This is a genomic window from Streptomyces polygonati, from assembly GCF_042650325.1.
Classification (GTDB): domain Bacteria; phylum Actinomycetota; class Actinomycetes; order Streptomycetales; family Streptomycetaceae; genus Actinacidiphila; species Actinacidiphila polygonati.
This window is the reverse complement of record NZ_JBHSBB010000027.1, coordinates 150,274-168,492: the sequence shown is the minus strand read 5'-3', so window position 1 is coordinate 168,492 and position 18,219 is coordinate 150,274. Positions and strand designations below refer to the sequence as shown.

14 protein-coding genes are annotated in these 18,219 nt (G+C 72.5%); 5 read left to right on the top strand and 9 right to left on the bottom strand.

Features of this window, described 5'->3' with window-relative positions:
* Nucleotides 1–4: 4 nt before the first annotated feature.
* The 4 genes from ACFO3J_RS29235 to ACFO3J_RS29220 form a co-directional block, all read right to left on the bottom strand.
* On the bottom strand, nt 5–1,291 hold the full coding sequence (locus ACFO3J_RS29235; RefSeq protein WP_386435601.1) for a hemolysin family protein: 1,287 nt from the start codon (nt 1,289–1,291) through the stop codon (nt 5–7).
* A 21-nt stretch (nt 1,292–1,312) separates the two neighbouring features.
* The gene (gene ybeY / locus ACFO3J_RS29230) at nt 1,313–1,807 is read right to left on the bottom strand and encodes an rRNA maturation RNase YbeY (protein WP_386435598.1); all 495 of its coding nucleotides are present in this window, start codon (nt 1,805–1,807) and stop codon (nt 1,313–1,315) included.
* 14 nt (nt 1,808–1,821) lie between these two features.
* Nucleotides 1,822–2,895: a PhoH family protein gene (locus tag ACFO3J_RS29225; protein WP_386435595.1), complete on the bottom strand. Its 1,074-nt coding sequence runs from the start codon at nt 2,893–2,895 to the stop codon at nt 1,822–1,824.
* Between the two features lie 222 nt (nt 2,896–3,117).
* Nucleotides 3,118–4,224 carry a carbohydrate kinase family protein gene (locus ACFO3J_RS29220; RefSeq protein WP_386435592.1) on the bottom strand — a complete coding sequence of 369 codons (1,107 nt, stop codon included), beginning with the start codon at nt 4,222–4,224 and terminating at the stop codon, nt 3,118–3,120.
* A gap of 153 nt (nt 4,225–4,377) precedes the next feature.
* Between ACFO3J_RS29220 and ACFO3J_RS29215 the strand changes: the two genes are divergently transcribed.
* Complete coding sequence (locus tag ACFO3J_RS29215; RefSeq protein ID WP_386435590.1) at nt 4,378–5,736, top strand: family 4 glycosyl hydrolase; 1,359 nt, start codon at nt 4,378–4,380, stop codon at nt 5,734–5,736.
* A 141-nt stretch (nt 5,737–5,877) separates the two neighbouring features.
* Complete coding sequence (locus ACFO3J_RS29210) at nt 5,878–6,693, top strand: HAD family acid phosphatase (RefSeq protein ID WP_386435587.1); 816 nt, start codon at nt 5,878–5,880, stop codon at nt 6,691–6,693.
* Nucleotides 6,694–6,710: 17 nt separating this feature from the next.
* Here ACFO3J_RS29210 and ACFO3J_RS29205 read toward each other — a convergent pair whose 3' ends face one another.
* The 3 genes from ACFO3J_RS29205 to ACFO3J_RS29195 all read right to left on the bottom strand — a co-directional run bounded on the left by ACFO3J_RS29205 (nt 6,711) and on the right by ACFO3J_RS29195 (nt 11,817).
* Nucleotides 6,711–7,613 carry a ribonuclease Z gene (locus ACFO3J_RS29205; RefSeq protein WP_386435584.1) on the bottom strand — a complete coding sequence of 301 codons (903 nt, stop codon included), beginning with the start codon at nt 7,611–7,613 and terminating at the stop codon, nt 6,711–6,713.
* A gap of 57 nt (nt 7,614–7,670) precedes the next feature.
* A complete protein-coding gene (locus tag ACFO3J_RS29200) occupies nt 7,671–8,030 on the bottom strand; it encodes a histidine triad nucleotide-binding protein (RefSeq protein ID WP_386435581.1) in 360 nt (119 codons plus the stop codon).
* A 484-nt stretch (nt 8,031–8,514) separates the two neighbouring features.
* Nucleotides 8,515–11,817 carry a S41 family peptidase gene (locus tag ACFO3J_RS29195; protein ID WP_386435808.1) on the bottom strand — a complete coding sequence of 1,101 codons (3,303 nt, stop codon included), beginning with the start codon at nt 11,815–11,817 and terminating at the stop codon, nt 8,515–8,517.
* 527 nt (nt 11,818–12,344) lie between these two features.
* Here ACFO3J_RS29195 and ACFO3J_RS29190 point away from each other — a divergent pair.
* Entirely contained in the window at nt 12,345–13,280 is a 936-nt protein-coding gene (locus tag ACFO3J_RS29190; protein ID WP_386435578.1) for a GNAT family N-acetyltransferase, read from the top strand.
* Between the two features lie 29 nt (nt 13,281–13,309).
* On the opposite strand, the gene ACFO3J_RS29185 is transcribed toward ACFO3J_RS29190, so the two are convergent.
* A complete protein-coding gene (locus tag ACFO3J_RS29185; RefSeq protein ID WP_386435575.1) occupies nt 13,310–13,900 on the bottom strand; it encodes a pyridoxamine 5'-phosphate oxidase family protein in 591 nt (196 codons plus the stop codon).
* Nucleotides 13,901–14,100: 200 nt separating this feature from the next.
* On the bottom strand, nt 14,101–15,198 hold the full coding sequence (locus tag ACFO3J_RS29180) for a DUF1996 domain-containing protein (RefSeq protein WP_386435572.1): 1,098 nt from the start codon (nt 15,196–15,198) through the stop codon (nt 14,101–14,103).
* 310 nt (nt 15,199–15,508) lie between these two features.
* On the opposite strand from ACFO3J_RS29180, the gene ACFO3J_RS29175 reads away from it, so the two are divergent.
* Together ACFO3J_RS29175 and ACFO3J_RS29170 are read left to right on the top strand one after the other, a co-directional pair.
* On the top strand, nt 15,509–17,038 hold the full coding sequence (locus tag ACFO3J_RS29175; protein ID WP_386435569.1) for a hypothetical protein: 1,530 nt from the start codon (nt 15,509–15,511) through the stop codon (nt 17,036–17,038).
* A gap of 138 nt (nt 17,039–17,176) precedes the next feature.
* Nucleotides 17,177–18,175 (top strand): DUF1996 domain-containing protein, encoded by a 999-nt coding sequence (locus ACFO3J_RS29170; protein WP_386435806.1) that lies wholly within the window; start codon nt 17,177–17,179, stop codon nt 18,173–18,175.
* Nucleotides 18,176–18,219: the final 44 nt, after the last annotated feature.

Here is an 18,219-nt window from a genome sequence, read left to right as displayed (position 1 = left end):
GGGGTCAGTCGTCGCCGAGGATGGGCTCTACGAGGACCGTGCCGATGCGGTTGCGGCGGCCCTCCTGGGTTTCGGCGGTCAGGCGGAGGGCGGTCGTGTCGCGTTCACCCGAGGCGTCCTCGGGCAGGGGTACGACCGTGGTGGCGCCCGGGATCGGGACCCGGCCGAGGGACTTGGCGAGGAGACCGCCGACGGTCTCGACGTCGTCGTCGTCGAGCAGCGCCCCGTACAGCTCCCCGAGGTCGCCGATGTCGAGCCGGGCGGTCACCCGGTAGCGGCCGTCGCCGAGTTCCTCCACCGGCGGGGTCTCGCGGTCGTACTCGTCGGTGATCTCGCCGACGATCTCCTCCAGGATGTCCTCGATGGTGACGATCCCGGCGGTGCCGCCGTACTCGTCCACCACCACCGCGACATGGTTGCGCTGCTGCTGCATCTCCCGCAGCAGATCCCCCGCGTTCTTGGTGTCGGGCACGAACGCGGCCGGGCGGATCAGCGAGGTGATGGGGTCGTTCTCGGCGTCGTGGTTGATGTGCACCCGGCGGGCGAGATCCTTGAGGTAGACGAAGCCGACCACGTCGTCCTCGCTCTCCCCGGTCACCGGAATGCGCGAGAAACCGCTTCTGAGCGCGAGCGTCATCGCCTGGCGGACCGTCTTGTACCGCTCGATCATCACCAGTTCGGTGCGCGGCACCATCACCTCGCGCACGATGGTGTCGCCGAGCTCGAAGACCGAGTGCACCATCCGGCGCTCGTCGTCCTCGATCAGCGACTCCGACTCGGCCAGGTCCACCAGCGCCCGCAGCTCCGCCTCACTCGCGAACGGGCCGCGTTTGAAGCCCTTCCCGGGGGTCAGGACGTTGCCGAGCAGGATCAGCAGCCCGGGGATCGGGCCCATCACCCGGGCCAGCGGCAGCAGGACGTACGAGGCTGCGGTCGCGGTGTTGAGCGGGTGCTGGCGGCCGATGGTGCGCGGTGAGACGCCGACCGCCACGTACGACACCAGCACCATCACGCCGATCGCCACCAGCAGCACCTGCCAGGTGCGGTCGAAGCCCCGGTCGCAGACGACGGTGATCAGGACGGCGGCGGCAGTCTCGCAGGCCACCCTGACCAGCAGCGCCACGTTGAGATAGCGGGTCGGGTCGGAGGCGACGGCGAGCAGGTTGGCGGCGCCGCGGCGGCCGGAGCGCAGCGCGTCCTCGGCCCGGAAGCGGGAGATCCGGGCCAGGCCGGTCTCCGCGCAGGCGGCGAACCAGGCGACGATGACCAGCAGTACGGCGGAGACGATCATGATGTGAGGGTGCCGTCGCCGTCAGTGGGTGGTCGGAGCGGGCGATTCGCCCTCGACGCCGCGCTCGGCCCGCCAGTCGTCCAGGATCGACTTCTGCAGGCCGAACATCTCGGCCTTCTCGTCCGCTTCCCCGTGGTCGTAGCCGAGCAGGTGCAGGACGCCGTGGACGGTGAGGAGTTGGAGCTCCTCGTCCATGGAGTGCTTGGTCGGCGCCTCCTCGCCCTGCTGCTTGGCGACTTCGGGGCACAGCACGATGTCGCCGAGCAGGCCCTGCGAGGGCTCCTCGTCCTCCTTGCCGGGACGCAGTTCGTCCATCGGGAAGGACATGACGTCGGTGGGCCCCGGCAGGTCCAGCCACTGCAGGTGGAGTTGCTCCATGGCGGCCGCGTCCACCGCGATCACCGACAGTTCGGAGAGGGGGTGGATGCGCATGCGCTGGAGGGCGTAGCGGGCGGCGTCGAGGACCGCCCGCTCGTCGATCTCCCAGCCGGACTCGTTGTTGACGTCGATCGCCATGATGGTGAGGTCGGTTACTTTCTCTTGGGCCTGGAGCCGCCGCCGTTCCCGGCGCCGCTCTTGCCGGCCGCGTTTTCCTCGGCCTGGGCGTTGTCGTACGCCTCGTAGGCGTCCACGATGCGTCCGACCAGCTTATGACGGACCACGTCGGCGCTGGTGAGCCGGGAGAAGTGCACGTCCTCGACGTCGGTGAGGATGTCCTGGACCTGGCGCAGTCCGCTCTTGGTGCCGCTGGGCAGGTCGACCTGGGTGACGTCGCCGGTGACGACGATCTTGGAGTCGAAGCCGAGCCGGGTCAGGAACATCTTCATCTGCTCGGCGCTGGTGTTCTGCGCCTCGTCCAGGATGATGAAGGCGTCGTTGAGCGTACGGCCCCGCATGTACGCCAGCGGGGCGACCTCTATGGTGCCGGCCGCCATCAGGCGCGGGATCGAGTCCGGGTCGAGCATGTCGTGCAGCGCGTCGTAGAGCGGCCGCAGGTAGGGGTCGATCTTCTCGTACAGGGTGCCGGGCAGGAAGCCGAGCCGCTCGCCGGCCTCGACCGCCGGACGGGTCAGGATGATCCGGCTGACCTGCTTGGACTGCAGGGCCTGGACCGCCTTGGCCATCGCCAGATAGGTCTTGCCGGTGCCGGCCGGGCCGATGCCGAAGACGATGGTGTGGGTGTCGATCGCGTCGACGTACCGCTTCTGGTTGAGCGTCTTGGGCCGGATCGTGCGGCCGCGGCTGGACAGGATGTTCTGGGTGAGCACCTGCGCCGGGGTCTCGGGACCCGCGGAGCCGTCGGAGCGCAGCATGGCGATGGAGCGCTCCACGGCGTCCTCGGACAGGGGCTGGCCGGTGCGCAGCACCAGCATCATCTCGTCGAAGATCCGCTGGACCAGCTCGACCTCTGGGGCGTCGCCGACCACGCTGACCTCATTGCCGCGGACATGGATGTCCACGGTCGGAAACTCCCGCTCGATCACCCGGAGCAGGGCGTCCCCCGAGCCCAGAACGGTCACCATGGGGTGCGTAGCCGGTACGACGAAGTGGGCCCGCGCCTGCTTCGGCGGCTGCGGCTGCTGCTTGGTCGGTGTCTGAGTCATGGGCCGGCGCTAGGGCCTGCTCATCCCGCTTTCTGCTAATCGGCGAACCCGGAAACCTCCGGGGTTCCAGCCTACGACGTGGCCCCCGCCTGGGCCGAGGGGTTTAGCCCTTGTGCCTGACGCCCGGCGGCAGCGGACCGGGGGCGGGGACGCTCGCCACCGGGGGCCGGGGCGCTCGCTCCTCCTTCCGCCGGGTCGGGCGCACCCCGGAGGGGGCGCGGCTCAGGCCGGGCGGAAGCCGATGGTGGGGACCGCGCGGCGCAGGGGCCAGGGGCGGGTGGCGGTGGGGAGGAGGGCTTCGAGGAAGGCGTAGCGGCACAGGGCCTCGCGGTTGCCGACGGCGTCGCCCGCGTAGGCCTTGACCTGCTGCCACCAGCTGGCGATCTCGATCCAGCCGGGGGCGGACAGGGAGCCGCCGAATTCCTGGACGGACAGGGCCGCGCAGAGGGAGGCGAAGGCGAGGCGGTCGGGGAGCGGCCAGCCGGCCAGGGTGCCGGTGACGAAGCCGGCCACGAAGACGTCACCCGCGCCGGTCGGGTCCAGCGCCTCGACCAGCAGCGCCGGCACCTCCGCGGTCTCGCCGGTCGAGGAGTCCACCGCGCAGGCGCCCTGCGAGCCGAGGGTGACGACCGCGAGCGGTACGTGTTCGGCGAGCTTGCGGGCGGCTTCGCGGGGGGTGGCCGCCCGGGTGTACCGCATGGCCTCCTCCGCGTTGGGCAGAAACGCGGCGCAGTGCCGCAGCCCGTCGAGGTCGGCGGGGTCCCAGCGCCCGGTCTCGTCCCAGCCGACGTCGGCGAAGATCTGCGTACCGGAGGCGGCCGCCTCCGCGATCCAGTCGTGCTCGGCGGACCCGCCCGCGCGCCGCCCGAGCGCGGCCACCGCGGCCCGGGCGGGCGGCGGGCAGGTCGGCACCGCCTCCTCGGGCGGCGGCGCCTGGTGCCCGTGGCTGACCATGGTCCGCTCGTCCTCGTAGGCCATGGACACGGTGACCGGCGAGTGCCAGCCGGGGATGCGGCGGGACGGCGTGAGGTCGATGCCCTCGCCGCTGTGCAGGCAGTCCCAGCAGTAGTCGCCGTACATGTCGTCGCCGAAGGCCGCCGCGAGCGTGGTGCGCAGGCCGAGCCTGGCCAGCGCGGTGGCCATGTTGGCGATGCCGCCGGGGCTGGAGCCCATGCCGCGGGCCCACGACTCGGTGCCGCGGACCGGCGCGCTGTCCAGGCCGGTGAAGATGATGTCGAGGAACACGGTGCCGGTCAGGTAGACGTCGGCCGCCGGGTCCCCGGGAGTGCGCAGTGCGCCGAGCGGGTCGAGAACGGGCTGGTCGTCCATGCTTCACACTGTGCACGATGAGAGGGCGGCCGCGTAGGACAACGGCGCGCGACGTACGACGGCCCACCGCCCCCACCCCGGCGCCCCACACCAGCGCCCGGCGTACGACCAGCGCGTATGCCCGGCCCGTACGACCTGAGGACGGACCCACCGATGAGGCTGACGATTCTGGGCGGCGGGGGCTTCCGCGTCCCGCTGGTCTACCGCGCGCTGCTCGGCGACCCGACGGTGACCGAGGTCGTGCTGTACGACACGGACGCGCGGCGGCTGCGGGTGGTGGGCGCGGTGCTGGACGCGCTGCGGGGCGGGGCTTCGGGGCTTACGGGACCTTCGGGGGCGGCCGGAGGTCCGCCGGCCGCCCCCGAAGCCCCGGCCGTACGCCTCGCCTCCGACCTGGACGACGCCCTGCGCGGCGCTGACTTCGTCTTCTCGGCGATCCGGGTCGGCGGTACGGCCGGCCGGGTGCGGGACGAGCGGCTGCCGCTGGCCGAAGGCGTGCTCGGGCAGGAGACAGTCGGCGCGGGCGGGGTGCTCTACGGGCTGCGGACGCTGCCGGTCGCGATCGCGGTGGCCGAACGGATCAAGGCGGTGGCGCCCGGCGCCTGGGTGATCAACTTCACCAACCCGGCGGGCATGGTCACCGAGGCGATGTCGCGGGTGCTGGGCCCGCGGGTGATCGGCATCTGCGACTCCCCGGTGGGCCTGGTCCGCCGGGCGGCCCGCGCGGCCGGCGCCGACCCGGACGCGCCCGGCTTCGGCTACGACTACGTGGGCCTCAACCACGCCGGCTGGCTGCGCCGGCTCACCCTCGACGGCCGGGAGCTGCTGCCGGGCCTGCTCGCGGACCCGGTGGCGCTGGCCGGCTTCGAGGAGGGCCGGCTGTTCGGCGCGCGCTGGCTGGCCGCGCTCGGCTCGCTGCCCAACGAGTATCTGCACTACTACTACTTCCGCCGCGAGTCGCTCGACGCGGTCCGCTCGGCGCCGGCCACCCGGGGCGCGTTCCTCGACCGCCAGCAGTCCGCGTTCTTCGCGGCGGCGGACGCGGCGCCGGCCGACGCGTACGCGCTGTGGGACGCCACCCGGCGCGAGCGCGAGGAGACCTACATGGCCGAGAACCGCGCGGCCACCGGCGGCTGGGAACGCGACCCGCACGACCTGGACGGCGGTGGCTACGACCGGGTCGCGCTGGCCCTGATGCGGGCGATCGCCCGTGACGAGCGGACCGTGCTGATTCTCAATGTGCCGGGCGGCGGGGCGGTTTCCTTCCTCGACCCGGCCGCGGTCGTCGAAGTGCCGTGCGAGGTGGGCGCGTTCGGGGCCCGGCCACTGCCGGTGGCGCCGCCGGACGAGCACCAGGCGGGCCTGATGCTCACGCTCAAGTCGGTGGAGCGCGCGGCGATCGAGGCGGCGGCCACCGGCTCGCGCACGGCCGCGCTGCGCGCGCTCGCGCTGCACCCGCTGGTGGACTCCGCGGCGGTCGCGGACCGGATCCTGACCGCGTCTCATAAGTGAACACACTCTGAACTGCGGCTTAACACAGGGGAAACGGCGACGCGCGCGCCGACCGGTCACCACGCGCGTAGACACTCCTTGACCTGCTCGGATGCCAGGGTCTAGATTCCGCCGCACCAACGAGCTTGAAGGAGCACCGCCATGCCCCGTGCCCGTGCCCGTCTGTCCGCCCGCCGCGCCCTCGCGGTGACCGCCGCCGCGGCCACCCTCGGCGCCACCTTCTACGGCGTCGGCGCCGCGAGCGCCGCCAACTCCGCGCCGCGCAGCGACAAGGAGATCCCCAACCTCACGGATGTCGTCAGCGAGATCAAGGCGTACTACGGCGACACGGTGGACGCCTCGGGCGAGCATCAGGCCTCGCCGGCGGGCAACTACGCCCGGCAGGTGGCCGGGATCGAGGCCAAGGCGGAGTCGGCGCTGGCCCGCGCGACCGACCGGCATTCCGGGCACGGCGCCCACGGCACGCACGCCGCGAAGCCCGCGATCGTCCTCGATGTCGACGACACCAGCCTGCTCACCTACAACTACGAGCTGGAGGTCGGCTTCAACTACACGCCGGCCAGCAACCAGGCATATCTGGACACCAAGAACATGCCGCCGGTCTTCGGCATGGACACCCTCGCCAACTGGGCGTCCGCGCACGGCATCACGGTCTTCTGGATCACCGGCCGCGCCGAGTCCCAGCGCGCCGACACCGCGCGCAATCTGACCGCCGTCGGCTACCGGGCCACCCCCGACACCACCCACCTCTACCTGAAGAACACCGCCTCCCCGCCCGCGTACCTGCCCTGCGGCGCGACCTGCACGACCATCGAGTACAAGTCGGGCACCCGGGCGCACATCGAGTCCCTCGGCTACGACATCGTGGGCAACTTCGGGGACCAGTACAGCGATCTGTCCGGCGGTCACGCCGACAGGTCCTTCAAGCTGCCGAACCCGATGTACTACCTGCCGTAGGGCGGGCCGGGGAGGCGTCAGCGGCGTTTGGGCACTGGCACGCGCATCAGATCCTGGGCGACGGTGAGTTCACCGGTGAAGCCGGCCGCGCGGGCCTGCCGCTCGAAGGCTTCGGGCTGCTCGGAGTAGCGCTGGGAGAAGTGCGTCAGGACGAGATGGCGCACGCCCGCGTCCCGGGCCACCACCGCCGCCTGACCGGCCGTCAAGTGCCCGTAGTCGGCGGCCAGTCGGGCGTCCTCGTCCAGGAAGGTGGACTCGATGACCAGCAGGTCGCAGCCGGCCGCGAGCACGGGTACGGCCGGGCAGAGCCGGGTGTCCATGATGAAGGCGAAGCTCTGGCCGGGGCGCGGCTCGCTGACCTCGGCCAACGCCACGCCGTACAGGGCGCCTTCGCGCTGGAGGCGGCCGATGTCGGGTCCGCTGACGCCGTGGGCGGCCAGCCGGTCCGGGAGCAGGCGGCGGCCGTCGGGTTCGGTCAGCCGGTAGCCGTAGGACTCCACCGGGTGCGAGAGACGGGCCGCGGTCAGCGTGAAGGCGGGGGTGGTGGCGAGCGGTCCGTCGCCGGTGACCGGCTCCTCCCGCAGGTCGGCGGTCTCGTGGTAGGCGGTGGCGTACCGGAGCCGGTCGAAGAAGGGGCGGCCGCTCGCCGGGTAGTGGGCGGTGATCGGGTGCGGCACCCGGTCCAGATTGATCCGCTGGATCACCCCGGCCAGGCCCAGCGAGTGGTCGCCGTGGAAGTGCGTGACGCAGATCCGGGTCAGGTCGTGCACGGAGACCCCGGCGTGCAGCATCTGCCGCTGGCTGCCCTCGCCGGGGTCGAACAGGATGCCCTCGCTGTCCCAGCGCAGCACGTAGCCGTTCTGATTGCGCTGCCGGGTCGGCACCTGGCTGACGGTGCCGAGGACGACGAGTTCACGCACGAGCGGGCTCCGTACGACGTGGGGCGCGGATCAGGTACGGCTCGGATCGTACGGCGCTCAGACGACCAGTCGCTGGAGGTCCTTGCCGCCGAGTACGTGGGCGTGCGCGTGGAACACGGTCTGCCCGGCGCCCGGCCCCGAATTGAAGATCACCCGGTAGCCCGACTCGGCCACCTTCTCCTGCGACGCCACTTCCCCCGCTTCGCGCAGCACGTCCGCCGCCGCCCCGGGATCCCCAGCGGCGAGCGCCGCCCCGTCCCGGTAGTGCACCCGCGGAATCACCAGCACATGCGTCGGCGCCTGCGGATTGATGTCCCGGAACGCGACGGTCGTATCCGTCTCCCGCACGATGGTCGCCGGAATCTCCCCCGCGACGATCTTGCAGAACAAACAGTCGGCCTGCGGCTCTCCACTCATGACGCCGACCCTCCCCTCTCATCGCCTTCAGAACCCCGCATGCTACCGGGCTACCGCCCGGCGCCACGGTCAACAGCGGGGGCCGCCCGCCCCCAACCCGGCCCGCCCCGGTCCGACGGCACCACGGCCGCGCACAGCCGGCCAACGCGCAGGCCACCACCGTGGCGGGGCTGCGCGCGCCGGCCCGCAGCCAAACCGTTCCGCCCCCGGACGCGTACGAAGCCCGCCGGGCCGGCGTAGCCCGTGGCCCGAGCGGGGATACGTTGCCGCCGCCTGGCGGGCCCTCAGGCCGAGCGGCAACGCCGCCGACACGACCGGGCGCCAGGCGAACCCAGTGCCGCTGGACTCAGGGCCCGGGCCCTCCCCCAGCCGGCGGGCTTACCGCCACCCCGGCGGAGCGGCGGCGCCGCAGGCGGAGTGCGAGGTCCAGGGGGCCGCGGCCCCCTGGACCTCGGTGGCGGCGCCCCCCGAAGCCGGCGCAGCGTCAGTGTTGGGGGGCGGGCAGTTGCGGTGGGGTTTTTGCCGGGTGGGTGTCCAAGGCGGTGAGTGCCAGGGTGATGGCGGTGTCGAGTTGGGGGTCGCGGGCGGCGGCCCAGTCCTGAGGGGTGTGGAGGACCTCGATGTCGGGGTCGACGCCGTGGTTTTCGACGGTCCAGCCGTAACCCTCCAGCCAGAAGGCGTACTTCGGCTGGGTGATGCCGGTGCCGTCGACGAGGTGGTAGCGGCTGTCGATGCCGATGACGCCGCCCCAGGTGCGGGTGCCGACGACGGGGCCGATGTCGAGTGCCTTGATCGCCGCGTTCACGATGTCGCCGTCGGAGCCGGAGAACTCGTTGGCGATGACGATCACCGGGCCGCGCGGCGCGTCCAGGGGATAGCTGAAGGGGTGGGCGCCGCGGGGGATGTCCCAGCCGACGATGCGGCGGGCCAGCTTCTCGACCACGAGTTGGGAGGTGTGGCCGCCACGGTTCTCCCGGACGTCCACCACCAGGCCCTCGCGGGCCACTTCGACCCGGAGGTCGCGGTGGAGTTCGGCCCAGCCGCTGCTGACCATGTCCGGGACGTGCAGATAGCCGAGGCGGCCGGCGGACGCCTCGTGGACGTGGGCGCGGCGGCCGGCCACCCAGTCGTGGTAGCGCAGCGGCTCCTCGTCGGCGAGCGGCACGGCGACCACGTGCCGCACGGCGCCGCCCGCAGCCGGCGCGACCGTCAGCTCCACCGGCTTGCCCGCCGTGCCGACCAGCAGCGGCCCGGGCCCGGCCAGCGGGTCCACCGGGTGGCCGTCCACCGCGAGCAGCAGATCGCCCGCGCGGATCGCGACCCCCGGCGCGGCCAGCGGCGAGCGCGCGTGCGGGTCGGAGGACTCGCCGGGCAGCACCCGGTCGATCCGCCAACCGCCCTCCTCCGTACGGGAGATGTCCGCCCCGAGCAGTCCCTGCCGCTGCAGCGGATCGCGATACGCCCCGGCCGGCGACACATACGCGTGCGACGTGCGCAGCTCACCGTGCAGCTCCCACAGCACGTCCACCAGGTCGTCGTGGGTGGCCACCGCGTCCAGCAGCGGCCGGTAGCGCTCGCCGGCCGCCTCCCAGTCCAGGCCGTTCATGTCCGCGCGCCAGAAGTTGTCCCGCATCAGGCGGTGCGTCTCGTCGTACATCTGCCGCCACTCGTCGGCGGGGCGGACGGTGACCCGGATACGGGACAGGTCGACGGTCACCGAACTGTCCGAGTCGTCATCGGCCTTGCTGTCGGCGGGCGCGATCCGCAGCCGGCTGCCGTTGGTGATCAGCACCTTGCCGCCGTCGCCGCTGACCGCGAAGTCGTCCGCGTCGTCGGCGATCTCCTCGATGCGCAGCTGCGCCAGGTCGTACCGCTCCAGCGGGGTGTTCGGCGGATGCGCCTCGGGCCCGGCCAGCGCCGAGCCGAGCACGCCGACCAGCGGGTGGCGCAGCCACAGCACACCGCCCTTGGCGGCGGACAGCCCGGAGTAGCGGCCGGCCTCGACCGGGAAGGGGACGATCCGGTCGGCCAGCCCCTCCGCGTCCACCTTGGTCGCGGGGACCCGCGGCCGGTCGCCCTTGCCCTTGCCGTCGTTGTCCCCCTCCGCGTCCCCGTCGCCCCCGGAGCCGGAGCCGGAGCCCGATCCCGAGTCGGAGCCGGGGGCGCCCCCCTCCTTGCCCGCGTCGTCGTCGCCCTCGTCGTCGTACGGCCGGCCGTGCCGCTGCGGCCCGAAGGGGGAAGGCGTGGTGGCGGCCAGCGTCATCAGGTACGGGCGGCAGGCGTTGGGGAAGGACAGGTCGAAGACGTGGGAGTCGTAGACCGGGTCGAAGGCCCGCTCGGACAGGAACGCCAAGTGCCGCCCGTCGGTGGTGAAAGCGGGCGCGAAGTCGTTGAAGCGCAGCGGTGTCGCGTCCACCACGGCGAGGTCGGCGGTCGAGGCGAGCTTGATCTGCCGCAGCGAGCCGGGCCCGGGGTGCGACCAGGCCAGCCAGCACGAGTCGGGTGAGAAGGCCAGGTCGGTGGCGTCGCCGGCCTCGCCGGCGGTCACTTCGCGCACCTCGCCGGTCTGCGTCTCCACCAGCAGCACCCGGCCGTCGTGGGAGGCGACCGCGATGTGGTGGCCGTCCGGTGAGACCTCCATCTCGTGCACCCGGCCGAGCCGTCCGGCGGCCAGGCGGCGCGGCCGGGCGTCCGCCGGCAGGCCGGTGGCCGGGGCGACTTCGAGGGAGTCGTCACCCTGGGCGTCGGTGACCCACACCACTTGCTGGTCGCCCTCGCCGCCGGGCGCGAACACCCGGGGGTGCCGGGTCCGTACGCCCGGCGTGGCGGCCAGGACCCGGGCGGGGCCGCCGCGGTGGGTGATCCAGTGGGTGGTGCCGCGGATCTCGACGGCGCTGCCGCGGCCGGTGTGGTCCGGCCGGGCCTCGCCCAAGTGGTGGGCGGCGCGCACCGGGTGGGGCTGGAGGTCGGCGCGCTGTCCGCCGAGGCGGACGCGCAGCTCGCGCGCCTCGGCCGCCGCCGGGTCGTCCGGGTCGTCCGAGCCGTCCGACGTGTCGAGGCCGGGCAGCAGCTGGAGCCGGCCCGCCGCCGCGTAGGCGACCCGGGTCCCGTCGGTGGCGGCGTGGCGCGCGTAGAACCCGCCGAGCGGGCTGTGCCGCCGCAGGTCGGAGCCGTCGGGCAGGCTGGAGTAGACCGCGCCCTGGCCCTCGTGGTCACTGAGGAAGGCGATGCGGTCGCCGACGAACATCGGGCACTCGATGTTGCCGTCCAACTCGGTGTGCACCCGGTGGAATTCGCCGCCACCGTCCGGGTCCAGCCACAACTTCCCGGCGGTGCCGCCCCGGTAGCCCTTCCAGTACGCGGCCTCCCGGCCCATCGTCGCCGACTGGAGCAGCACCGCGCCGCCGGGCCCGAAGGCCAGGTCGCCCAGCGGCCCGTACGGCAGGGTGCGGGCCGGGCCGCCGTCCAGCGGCACCACCCGGGCCCAACTGCGGCGCAAGGTCGCCTGGCCGTCGGTGGTGATCACCACCAGCTCCCCGTCGGGGGTCCAGCCCCGCACCGACGTACGGCCGTTGCCCCAGTAGGTCAGCCGCCGCGAAGGCCCGCCGTCGAGCGGCGCCACATGCACCTCGGGGGCGCCGTCCCGCGCCGAGGCCCAGGCGACCAGCTCGCCGTCGGGCGAGATCCTGGGCCGTCCGACCGGCATGTTGTCCGCGCTGACCCGCCAGGCGCGCCCGCCGTCCAGCGGCGCGACCCACACGTCGTCCTCGGCGGTGAAGGCGATCAACTCACCGAAGGGGTGCGGGTTCCGGAGGTAGGAGCCCTGGGCCGGCCGCTGTACCGGGCGCGGCGCGGCCGGCGCGGACGTGGCGGCCGACTTCGCAGCGGACTTCTGCGCGGACTTCGCGGCGGATTTCGCCGCCGGCTTCGGCGCGGACTTCGCGGCGGACCTCGGCCCGGACTTCTGCGCGGACCGGGCCTTCTTGGCGGCGGGCGCCGAAGACTTCTCGGCCGCGGATTTCTCTGCCGCGGGCTGCTGCTCCGGCTGCGTCTGGGGTGTCGGATGAGTCACTCCGCCACCCTAACCAGGATCAACTCCCCATCGGGGTGGGGATGTCGCACTTCGCTGCCCCGCACACGGATTTACGCACATCCTGCTCGTCCCGCGCGGCCGTTCGGCGCAGCGCGCCTCGACCCGCCCGGTGGACGACCGCGGCCGCACGCGTCCCCCCGCGGCCGGGGGACCCGGGAGGGCGAGCCGCGCCGGAAGGAGCGGGTCGACAGAGCGAGCCGGCAGGCCGCAGGGTGTCCCCCATGAGCGATCCCTTCCCACGACCCGTGCCGCGTCTGCCCCATCGCTGTTCGAGCCGGCCGGCGACCACGGACGACGCCGCGGCCATCCATGGCCTGGTCGCCGCCTGCGAGCGCGAACTGCTCGGCCGGGCCGAGACCCCGCTCGACGCCGTCACCGCGTTCCTCAGCCTGCCCGGCCTGGATCTCTCCGCCGACACGCTCCTTGTCCACGGCCCCGACCAGGAGCTGGTCGGCCGGGCGTCGGTGAAAGGCGGCACCCGCGGCGAGGTCGACATCCACCCCGGCCACCGGGGCCGGGGCATCGGCACCGCGCTTCTCGACTGGACCGAGGCGCGGGCCCGGCAGGTGGGCAGCACCCGGCTGTCCCAGGTGGCCCTGGAGACCGACACGGGCGCGGTCACGCTGCTGCGGTCGCACGCGTACGAGCCGTTCGTCACCAATTGGCTGCTGGAGATCGCACTGCCCACTGGGCCGGGGGCCCGCCAGGTGCCGACGGGCATCTCCGTACGGCCGTTCCGGTCCGGGGACGAGGCCGCGGCCTACGAACTGGTCGAGGACGCCTTCGCCCAGTGGCAGCCGCGGCGCAAGTCCTTCGACGAGTGGGCGCGGCTCACCGTCGAGCGCCCGGCCTTCGCGCCGGCCCTCTCACCGGTGGCGTTCGCCGGCGACCGGATGGTCGGCGTCCTGCTGGCCCTGGACGTGCCGGGCGCCGGCGAGGGGCTCATCGACCAGCTCGCGGTCCGGCTCGACCACCGCAACCGGGGCATCGCCCACCTGCTGCTGGACGAGAGCTTCCGCGCCTTCCACCGGCGGGGGCACCGGACCTGCACCTTGTGGACCCACTCCGAGACCGGCGCGCTGTCGCTCTACGAACGGATGGGCATGACGGTCCGGCGCAGTTCCGTCGTCCTCGGAAAGAACCTCGGCGCGGTGTGACGGCCCCGCCCCCGGCGGTCAGAACGCGGTCAGGACGCGGGCAGCGGCGGCAGCGGGAGCGGAAGTCCCGGCAGTCCGTCGATGCTGCTCGCGATGTGCTCCTTCTTCCGGAAGTACGCGTCGAGCGACTCATCGGTCTCCCGGGCGAAGCGCGACTTGTGCACCGGGCGGTCCTCGTCGTAGGTCATGAAGGGGACGGCGTAGCCGCAGCTGTCCCGGACCAGGTCGGCGGTCACCACGATGATCGCCCGCAGTCCGTGCGGGGTCGGGTCGATCCCCGGGAAGTGCTCGATCAGTGCGGCCCAGCGCGGATCGTCCCGGAAGACCGGCTCCCCGCGTCCGTGCACCCGCACGATATTGGGCGGCCCCTCGAAGGCGCACCACATCAGGGTGATCCGCCCGTTCTCCCGCAGGTGGGCGATCGTCTCGGCGTTGCTCCCGGCGAAGTCGAGGTAGGCCACGGTCAGCTCGTCGATGACCGCGAACGACCCGGCCAGGCCTTTGGGCGAGAGATTGACGGTGCCGTCGCCGTCCAGCGGCGCCGTCGCGGTGAAGAAGATGTGCTGCGCCTCGATGAAGGCGCGAAGCCTGCCGTCGATCCGTTCATACACCTTTCCCATGCGTCACATTATGAGCGAGCGACGGGTCCGTACCCGGGTGCGGGGGCGACCGGTTCCGGACTTTCCCCGCCCCGGCCGTTCCTCGGCCGATCCCCGGGCCGATCCCCGGTCGGTTCCCCGACCGATCCGGCGCCGAGGGGGGAGAGCGCTCTCCCGGAGGGCCCGGCACGACCCTCCGGAAGAGCGCTCACCGCACAGGATCAGTGGATCAGGTGGTAGTTCGAGTCGAGCACCGCGCCCTTGCCGGGCTGCGACTGGTCGTAGCCGTGGTCGTCGCACTGGAGCCCGCCGTTGATGCAGTGCGTGACCATGGCGGCCTGGGTGGCGTTGTCCCAGTCCGCGAAGAAGTCGTAGTGGAAGGAGAAGCCGGCGCCGCTGGCCAGACTGACCGCCGACATATTGCCGTTGACCGGCCACGCCATCTTGAACTCGATCATCGGCAGGGCCACCGGGTGGTCGGCCGGGCAGACGTTCGCGTTGGCGCCACCGGCCACCGGGTAGGCCATGTGGCTCTTGTGGTCCGGAGTGTCCAGGTGGATGCCGTCCCAGCAACTCGGAGCCTGCAGGCGCAGGTTGAGCTGGGTGTCAGGGGTGTTCGGACAGGTGGGCGGGAAGTTGTAGTTCTTGTAGCTGTTGCCGCACTCCCACCCTTCCACCGTGCCCTTGAGGTTCTTGAACTCGTCCTGGGTCTGGGTGGGGCTGCCGACCACGAAGCGCAGGCCCTTGGGGAAGGGGCGGACACTGGTGTAGTCGTTGATCGCCGACTTGTAGTAGATCGTCTGCGGGCCCAGCGGCAGGATCTTCTGGGTGCCGTTGAACAGACTCGGCATCCAGTAGGCCGACTTGTCGCCGGGAGCCAGGCACGTAGTCCCGCTCGCCGCTTCCAGGGAGGCGGTGACGGAGTTGGCGTTGGTGCTCACATTGCCCATGAAGGTGTGGTCGTGCGACTTGCCCGGCTGCCCGGGGTAGACGATCGGGTCGTCCGGCGCGGTGTGCGTGGGGGCGCACCTCGCCTGGAACTCGTGGAAGTACGCGTGCGGCGGCTCGTACGTGGAGGGCGTGACGCCGGTGACCGGCGGGTTCGCCATGATGTAGCCGTCCCCGTCCGGGTCGTCCCCGGAGGTCTGGGTGGACGCGGGCATGGACATCGCCATCGTCATCGCCTGCTGGTGTCCGGCGGACGAGGCCGCGACAGCCGTGCCGGCCGAGGCGTTCGCCGTCAGCGCGGCTCCGCCGCCGACGGCGAACAAGGCCAGGGCGATGAGCAGTCCTGGGCCCCTTCGTAATCTACGTGCCATGAAGTCCTCCTGCGTGGGGGGTGGAGGGATCGCGTCAGCCCGTCGGCGGGCAGCGGTGACCTCGCCGGAAAACCGACGGGAGAGCGCTCTCCCGCTCAGGATGTTCCGCCTCAGCCGGTGGTGTGTCAACAGCTGGTGAAGTGAAGGAAAACGCTTGCACCGGGCCTCGGCCACCGCGGGCCGCACGACACGGATCCGCCCCGTTACGCCCGCGACCGCCCCGTGACAGCCTCGTGACACCGTCACCGCGGCTTCCCGGCCGGGCAACAGCTCGCGGTGGCGGGCTCCTTCGTTGAACGGTGCCGCAGGGGTGGCCGTGTACCTGGCCGAGCGGCTGGCCACCACGGTCGCCGCACCGCGTACACCGGAGGAAGAACTCATGAACCGCACGCAGCTGGCCGGATTCGCCGCCCTCGTCGCAGCGGGGGCGATGATGTTGACGGCCTGCGGGTCGGACACCGCCAAGACGCCCGCCGCGCCCGCCGCGAGTGTGACCGCCACTGCCAAGTCCCCCTCGACCACGGCCAGTACGGTGAGCTTCACCAGTGGGACGGCGAAGGCCAACAACGCCCCCGCGAACACCGGGGACTTCTTCCCGGGGCCGAGCAGCAGCCCGGCGGCGATGAAATGGGTGCAGCTGACGGCCGGTTCGGCCGGGGCGCTGAACCCGGTGGTGGTCAACGGCGCCGGTTTCACCCTCTACCGCTTCGACAAGGACACCGCCAGCCCGTCGAAGTCCAACTGCGACGGCGACTGCGCGACCACCTGGCCGCCCGTGCTGGTCCAGCCCGGTGCGAAGATCTTCGTGGACGGTGTGGACAAGTCGAAGATCGGCGTGGTGCGGCGCGACGACGGCAACCTCCAGGTGACGATCGGCGGCTGGCCGGTCTACAAGTTCGCCAAGGACACCGCGCCCGGCCAGACCAACGGCGAGGGCGTCGGCGGCACCTGGTTCGGCGTGACCCCCGACGCCGGCAGGGCGATGCCCTCCCCGCAGGGCACCGACGCCAAGACCGGGCTCGACTACGCCACCGGGACGGCGAAGCAGCACAACGCACCGCCCAACACCGGCGACAACTACCAGGGCCCCCGCACCGACGCGGCGGCGATGAAGTGGGTGCAGCTGACGGCCGGTTCGGCGGGCGGCCTGAATCCGATCGTGCACGACGGCGCCGGCTTCACCCTCTACCGCTTCGACAAGGACACCGCCGACCCGTCGAAGTCCAACTGCGACGGCGACTGCGCCAAGACCTGGCCGCCCGTGCTGGTGCACCCGGGGTCGAGGATCTTCGTCAACGGTGTGCCGGTCGCCGAGGTCGGTGTCGTGCGGCGCGACGACGGCAGCCGTCAGGTGACGATCGGCGGCTGGCCGGTCTACCGCTTCAGCAAGGACACCGCTCCCGGCCAGACCAACGGTGAAGGCGTCGGTGGTACGTGGTTCGCGGTCTCCCCGAAGGGCCGGAAGGTGCTGCCCCCGGTGAGCACCGACAACGGCACGGCGCCCGCCGCGCCCACGACCGGCGCCGCGCCCACGACCAGCGCTGCCCCCACTGCCAGCGCCGGCGCCGGCGGCTCCGTGACGCTCGGCAACGGCAGCGTCATCCTGGACAGCGGCAAGAACCTCACCGAGCCCAACGGATCGGTGGGCGCCTCCGGTCCCGGCTGCCAGACCCTCACCCAGCCCTTCACCGCCCTGTCGCTCCAGCTGTCCGGCGGCCCGGTCAAGATCTGGACCGGCCCCGACTGCACCGGCACTTCGGCCGTGGTGACCGCCGACGTCAACGACCTGACCGCGATCGGCTTCACCCGGCCCATCGCCTCCGTCCGCTTCGGCGGCTGACCCGGCCGGCCCGGCTGAATCAGCTGACCCGGCCCGACCCGGCCGACCCACCGCACCCGGCCGAGCAACCCCCGCAACCCCGCGTCGGCCCACCGGAGTCCCGGTGGGCCGATACCGTGTGCAACCCTCAACCATGTGATGAAACGCCTCGGGGCCGGGCCGGCCGCCCTCTCGCTCACCGCTTTCGCCGTCGCGACCCTGACCGTCGCCGTACTGCTGATCGCGGGCACGAGCACCCGGCCCGCCCACGCCGCGTCCCCGCCGACCGGCCCGTTTCCCACCGACTTCACCCCCATCGGCGATGTGGCGCCCGCCCCCGCCACCGCCCCGCTGCCCGGCGCCTCCACCGGTACGTACCACGAGGACTGCGGGCGCGACGCGGAGAACCACCGCAACGCCGACAACCTGGTGGTCTCCCCCGGTCTGGCGAACGGCGCGCACCACACCCACGATTACGTCGGGAACCTGTCCACCACCGCGTTCTCGACCGACGCGGGGCTGGCCGCGGCGGCGACCACCTGCCGGAACGGCGACCGGTCGACGTACTTCTGGCCCGTGCTGCGCCGCCAGGACCAGCCGGGCACCGACCCGCACGCGGTGGGCGGCGGCCATGACGGCAATCTCGGGCGCATCCTGCCGCCCGCGTCGGTGACGATCGAGTTCCAGGGCAATCCGGCCAGCGATGTCGTCGCCATGCCGAGGTTTCTGCGGATGATCACCGGTGACCCGGTGGCGGCGACGGCGGGGCTGGCCCAGGCGCGTGCCCAGTGGGGCTGCGCCGGGTTCGCCGGCCGGCACACCATGCTGTATCCGGTCTGCCCGAGCGGCCACCGGCTCACTCGCACCTTCGACTTCCCGAGCTGCTGGAACGGCCTGGGCACCGACAGCGAGAACCACCGCACCCATGTCCTCTTCCCGGACGCCGACGGCGGCTGCCCGCCGGGGACCTTCCCGGTGCCGCGGCTGCGGGTGGTGGTGTCCTACGACGTGGCCCCGGGCACGCCCATCGCGGTGGACGCCTTCCCCGAGCAGAAGCACAGCCCGGTCACGGACCACGCGGGTTTCGTGGACGTGATGACCGACGGGCAGATGGCCTCGGTGGTGCGCTGCCTCAACACGGGGCGGCGCTGTAAGTGACCGGCCGGTATAAAACGGGATGAACCAAACCGTCCCCGATTCCG

Excerpts from the sequence above, each read along its gene's own strand:
- ACFO3J_RS29235 (WP_386435601.1), bottom strand. The coding sequence starts at position 1,291 with ATGATCGTCTCCGCCGTACTGCTGGTCATCGTCGCCTGGTTCGCCGCC.
- ybeY (WP_386435598.1), bottom strand. The coding sequence starts at position 1,807 with ATGGCGATCGACGTCAACAACGAGTCCGGCTGGGAGATCGACGAGCGG.
- ACFO3J_RS29225 (WP_386435595.1), bottom strand. The coding sequence starts at position 2,895 with ATGACTCAGACACCGACCAAGCAGCAGCCGCAGCCGCCGAAGCAGGCG.
- ACFO3J_RS29220 (WP_386435592.1), bottom strand. The coding sequence starts at position 4,224 with ATGGACGACCAGCCCGTTCTCGACCCGCTCGGCGCACTGCGCACTCCC.
- ACFO3J_RS29215 (WP_386435590.1), top strand. The coding sequence starts at position 4,378 with ATGAGGCTGACGATTCTGGGCGGCGGGGGCTTCCGCGTCCCGCTGGTC.
- ACFO3J_RS29210 (WP_386435587.1), top strand. The coding sequence starts at position 5,878 with ATGCCCCGTGCCCGTGCCCGTCTGTCCGCCCGCCGCGCCCTCGCGGTG.
- ACFO3J_RS29200 (WP_386435581.1), bottom strand. The coding sequence starts at position 8,030 with ATGAGTGGAGAGCCGCAGGCCGACTGTTTGTTCTGCAAGATCGTCGCG.
- ACFO3J_RS29190 (WP_386435578.1), top strand. The coding sequence starts at position 12,345 with ATGAGCGATCCCTTCCCACGACCCGTGCCGCGTCTGCCCCATCGCTGT.
- ACFO3J_RS29185 (WP_386435575.1), bottom strand. The coding sequence starts at position 13,900 with ATGGGAAAGGTGTATGAACGGATCGACGGCAGGCTTCGCGCCTTCATC.
- ACFO3J_RS29180 (WP_386435572.1), bottom strand. The coding sequence starts at position 15,198 with ATGGCACGTAGATTACGAAGGGGCCCAGGACTGCTCATCGCCCTGGCC.
- ACFO3J_RS29170 (WP_386435806.1), top strand. The coding sequence starts at position 17,177 with ATGAAACGCCTCGGGGCCGGGCCGGCCGCCCTCTCGCTCACCGCTTTC.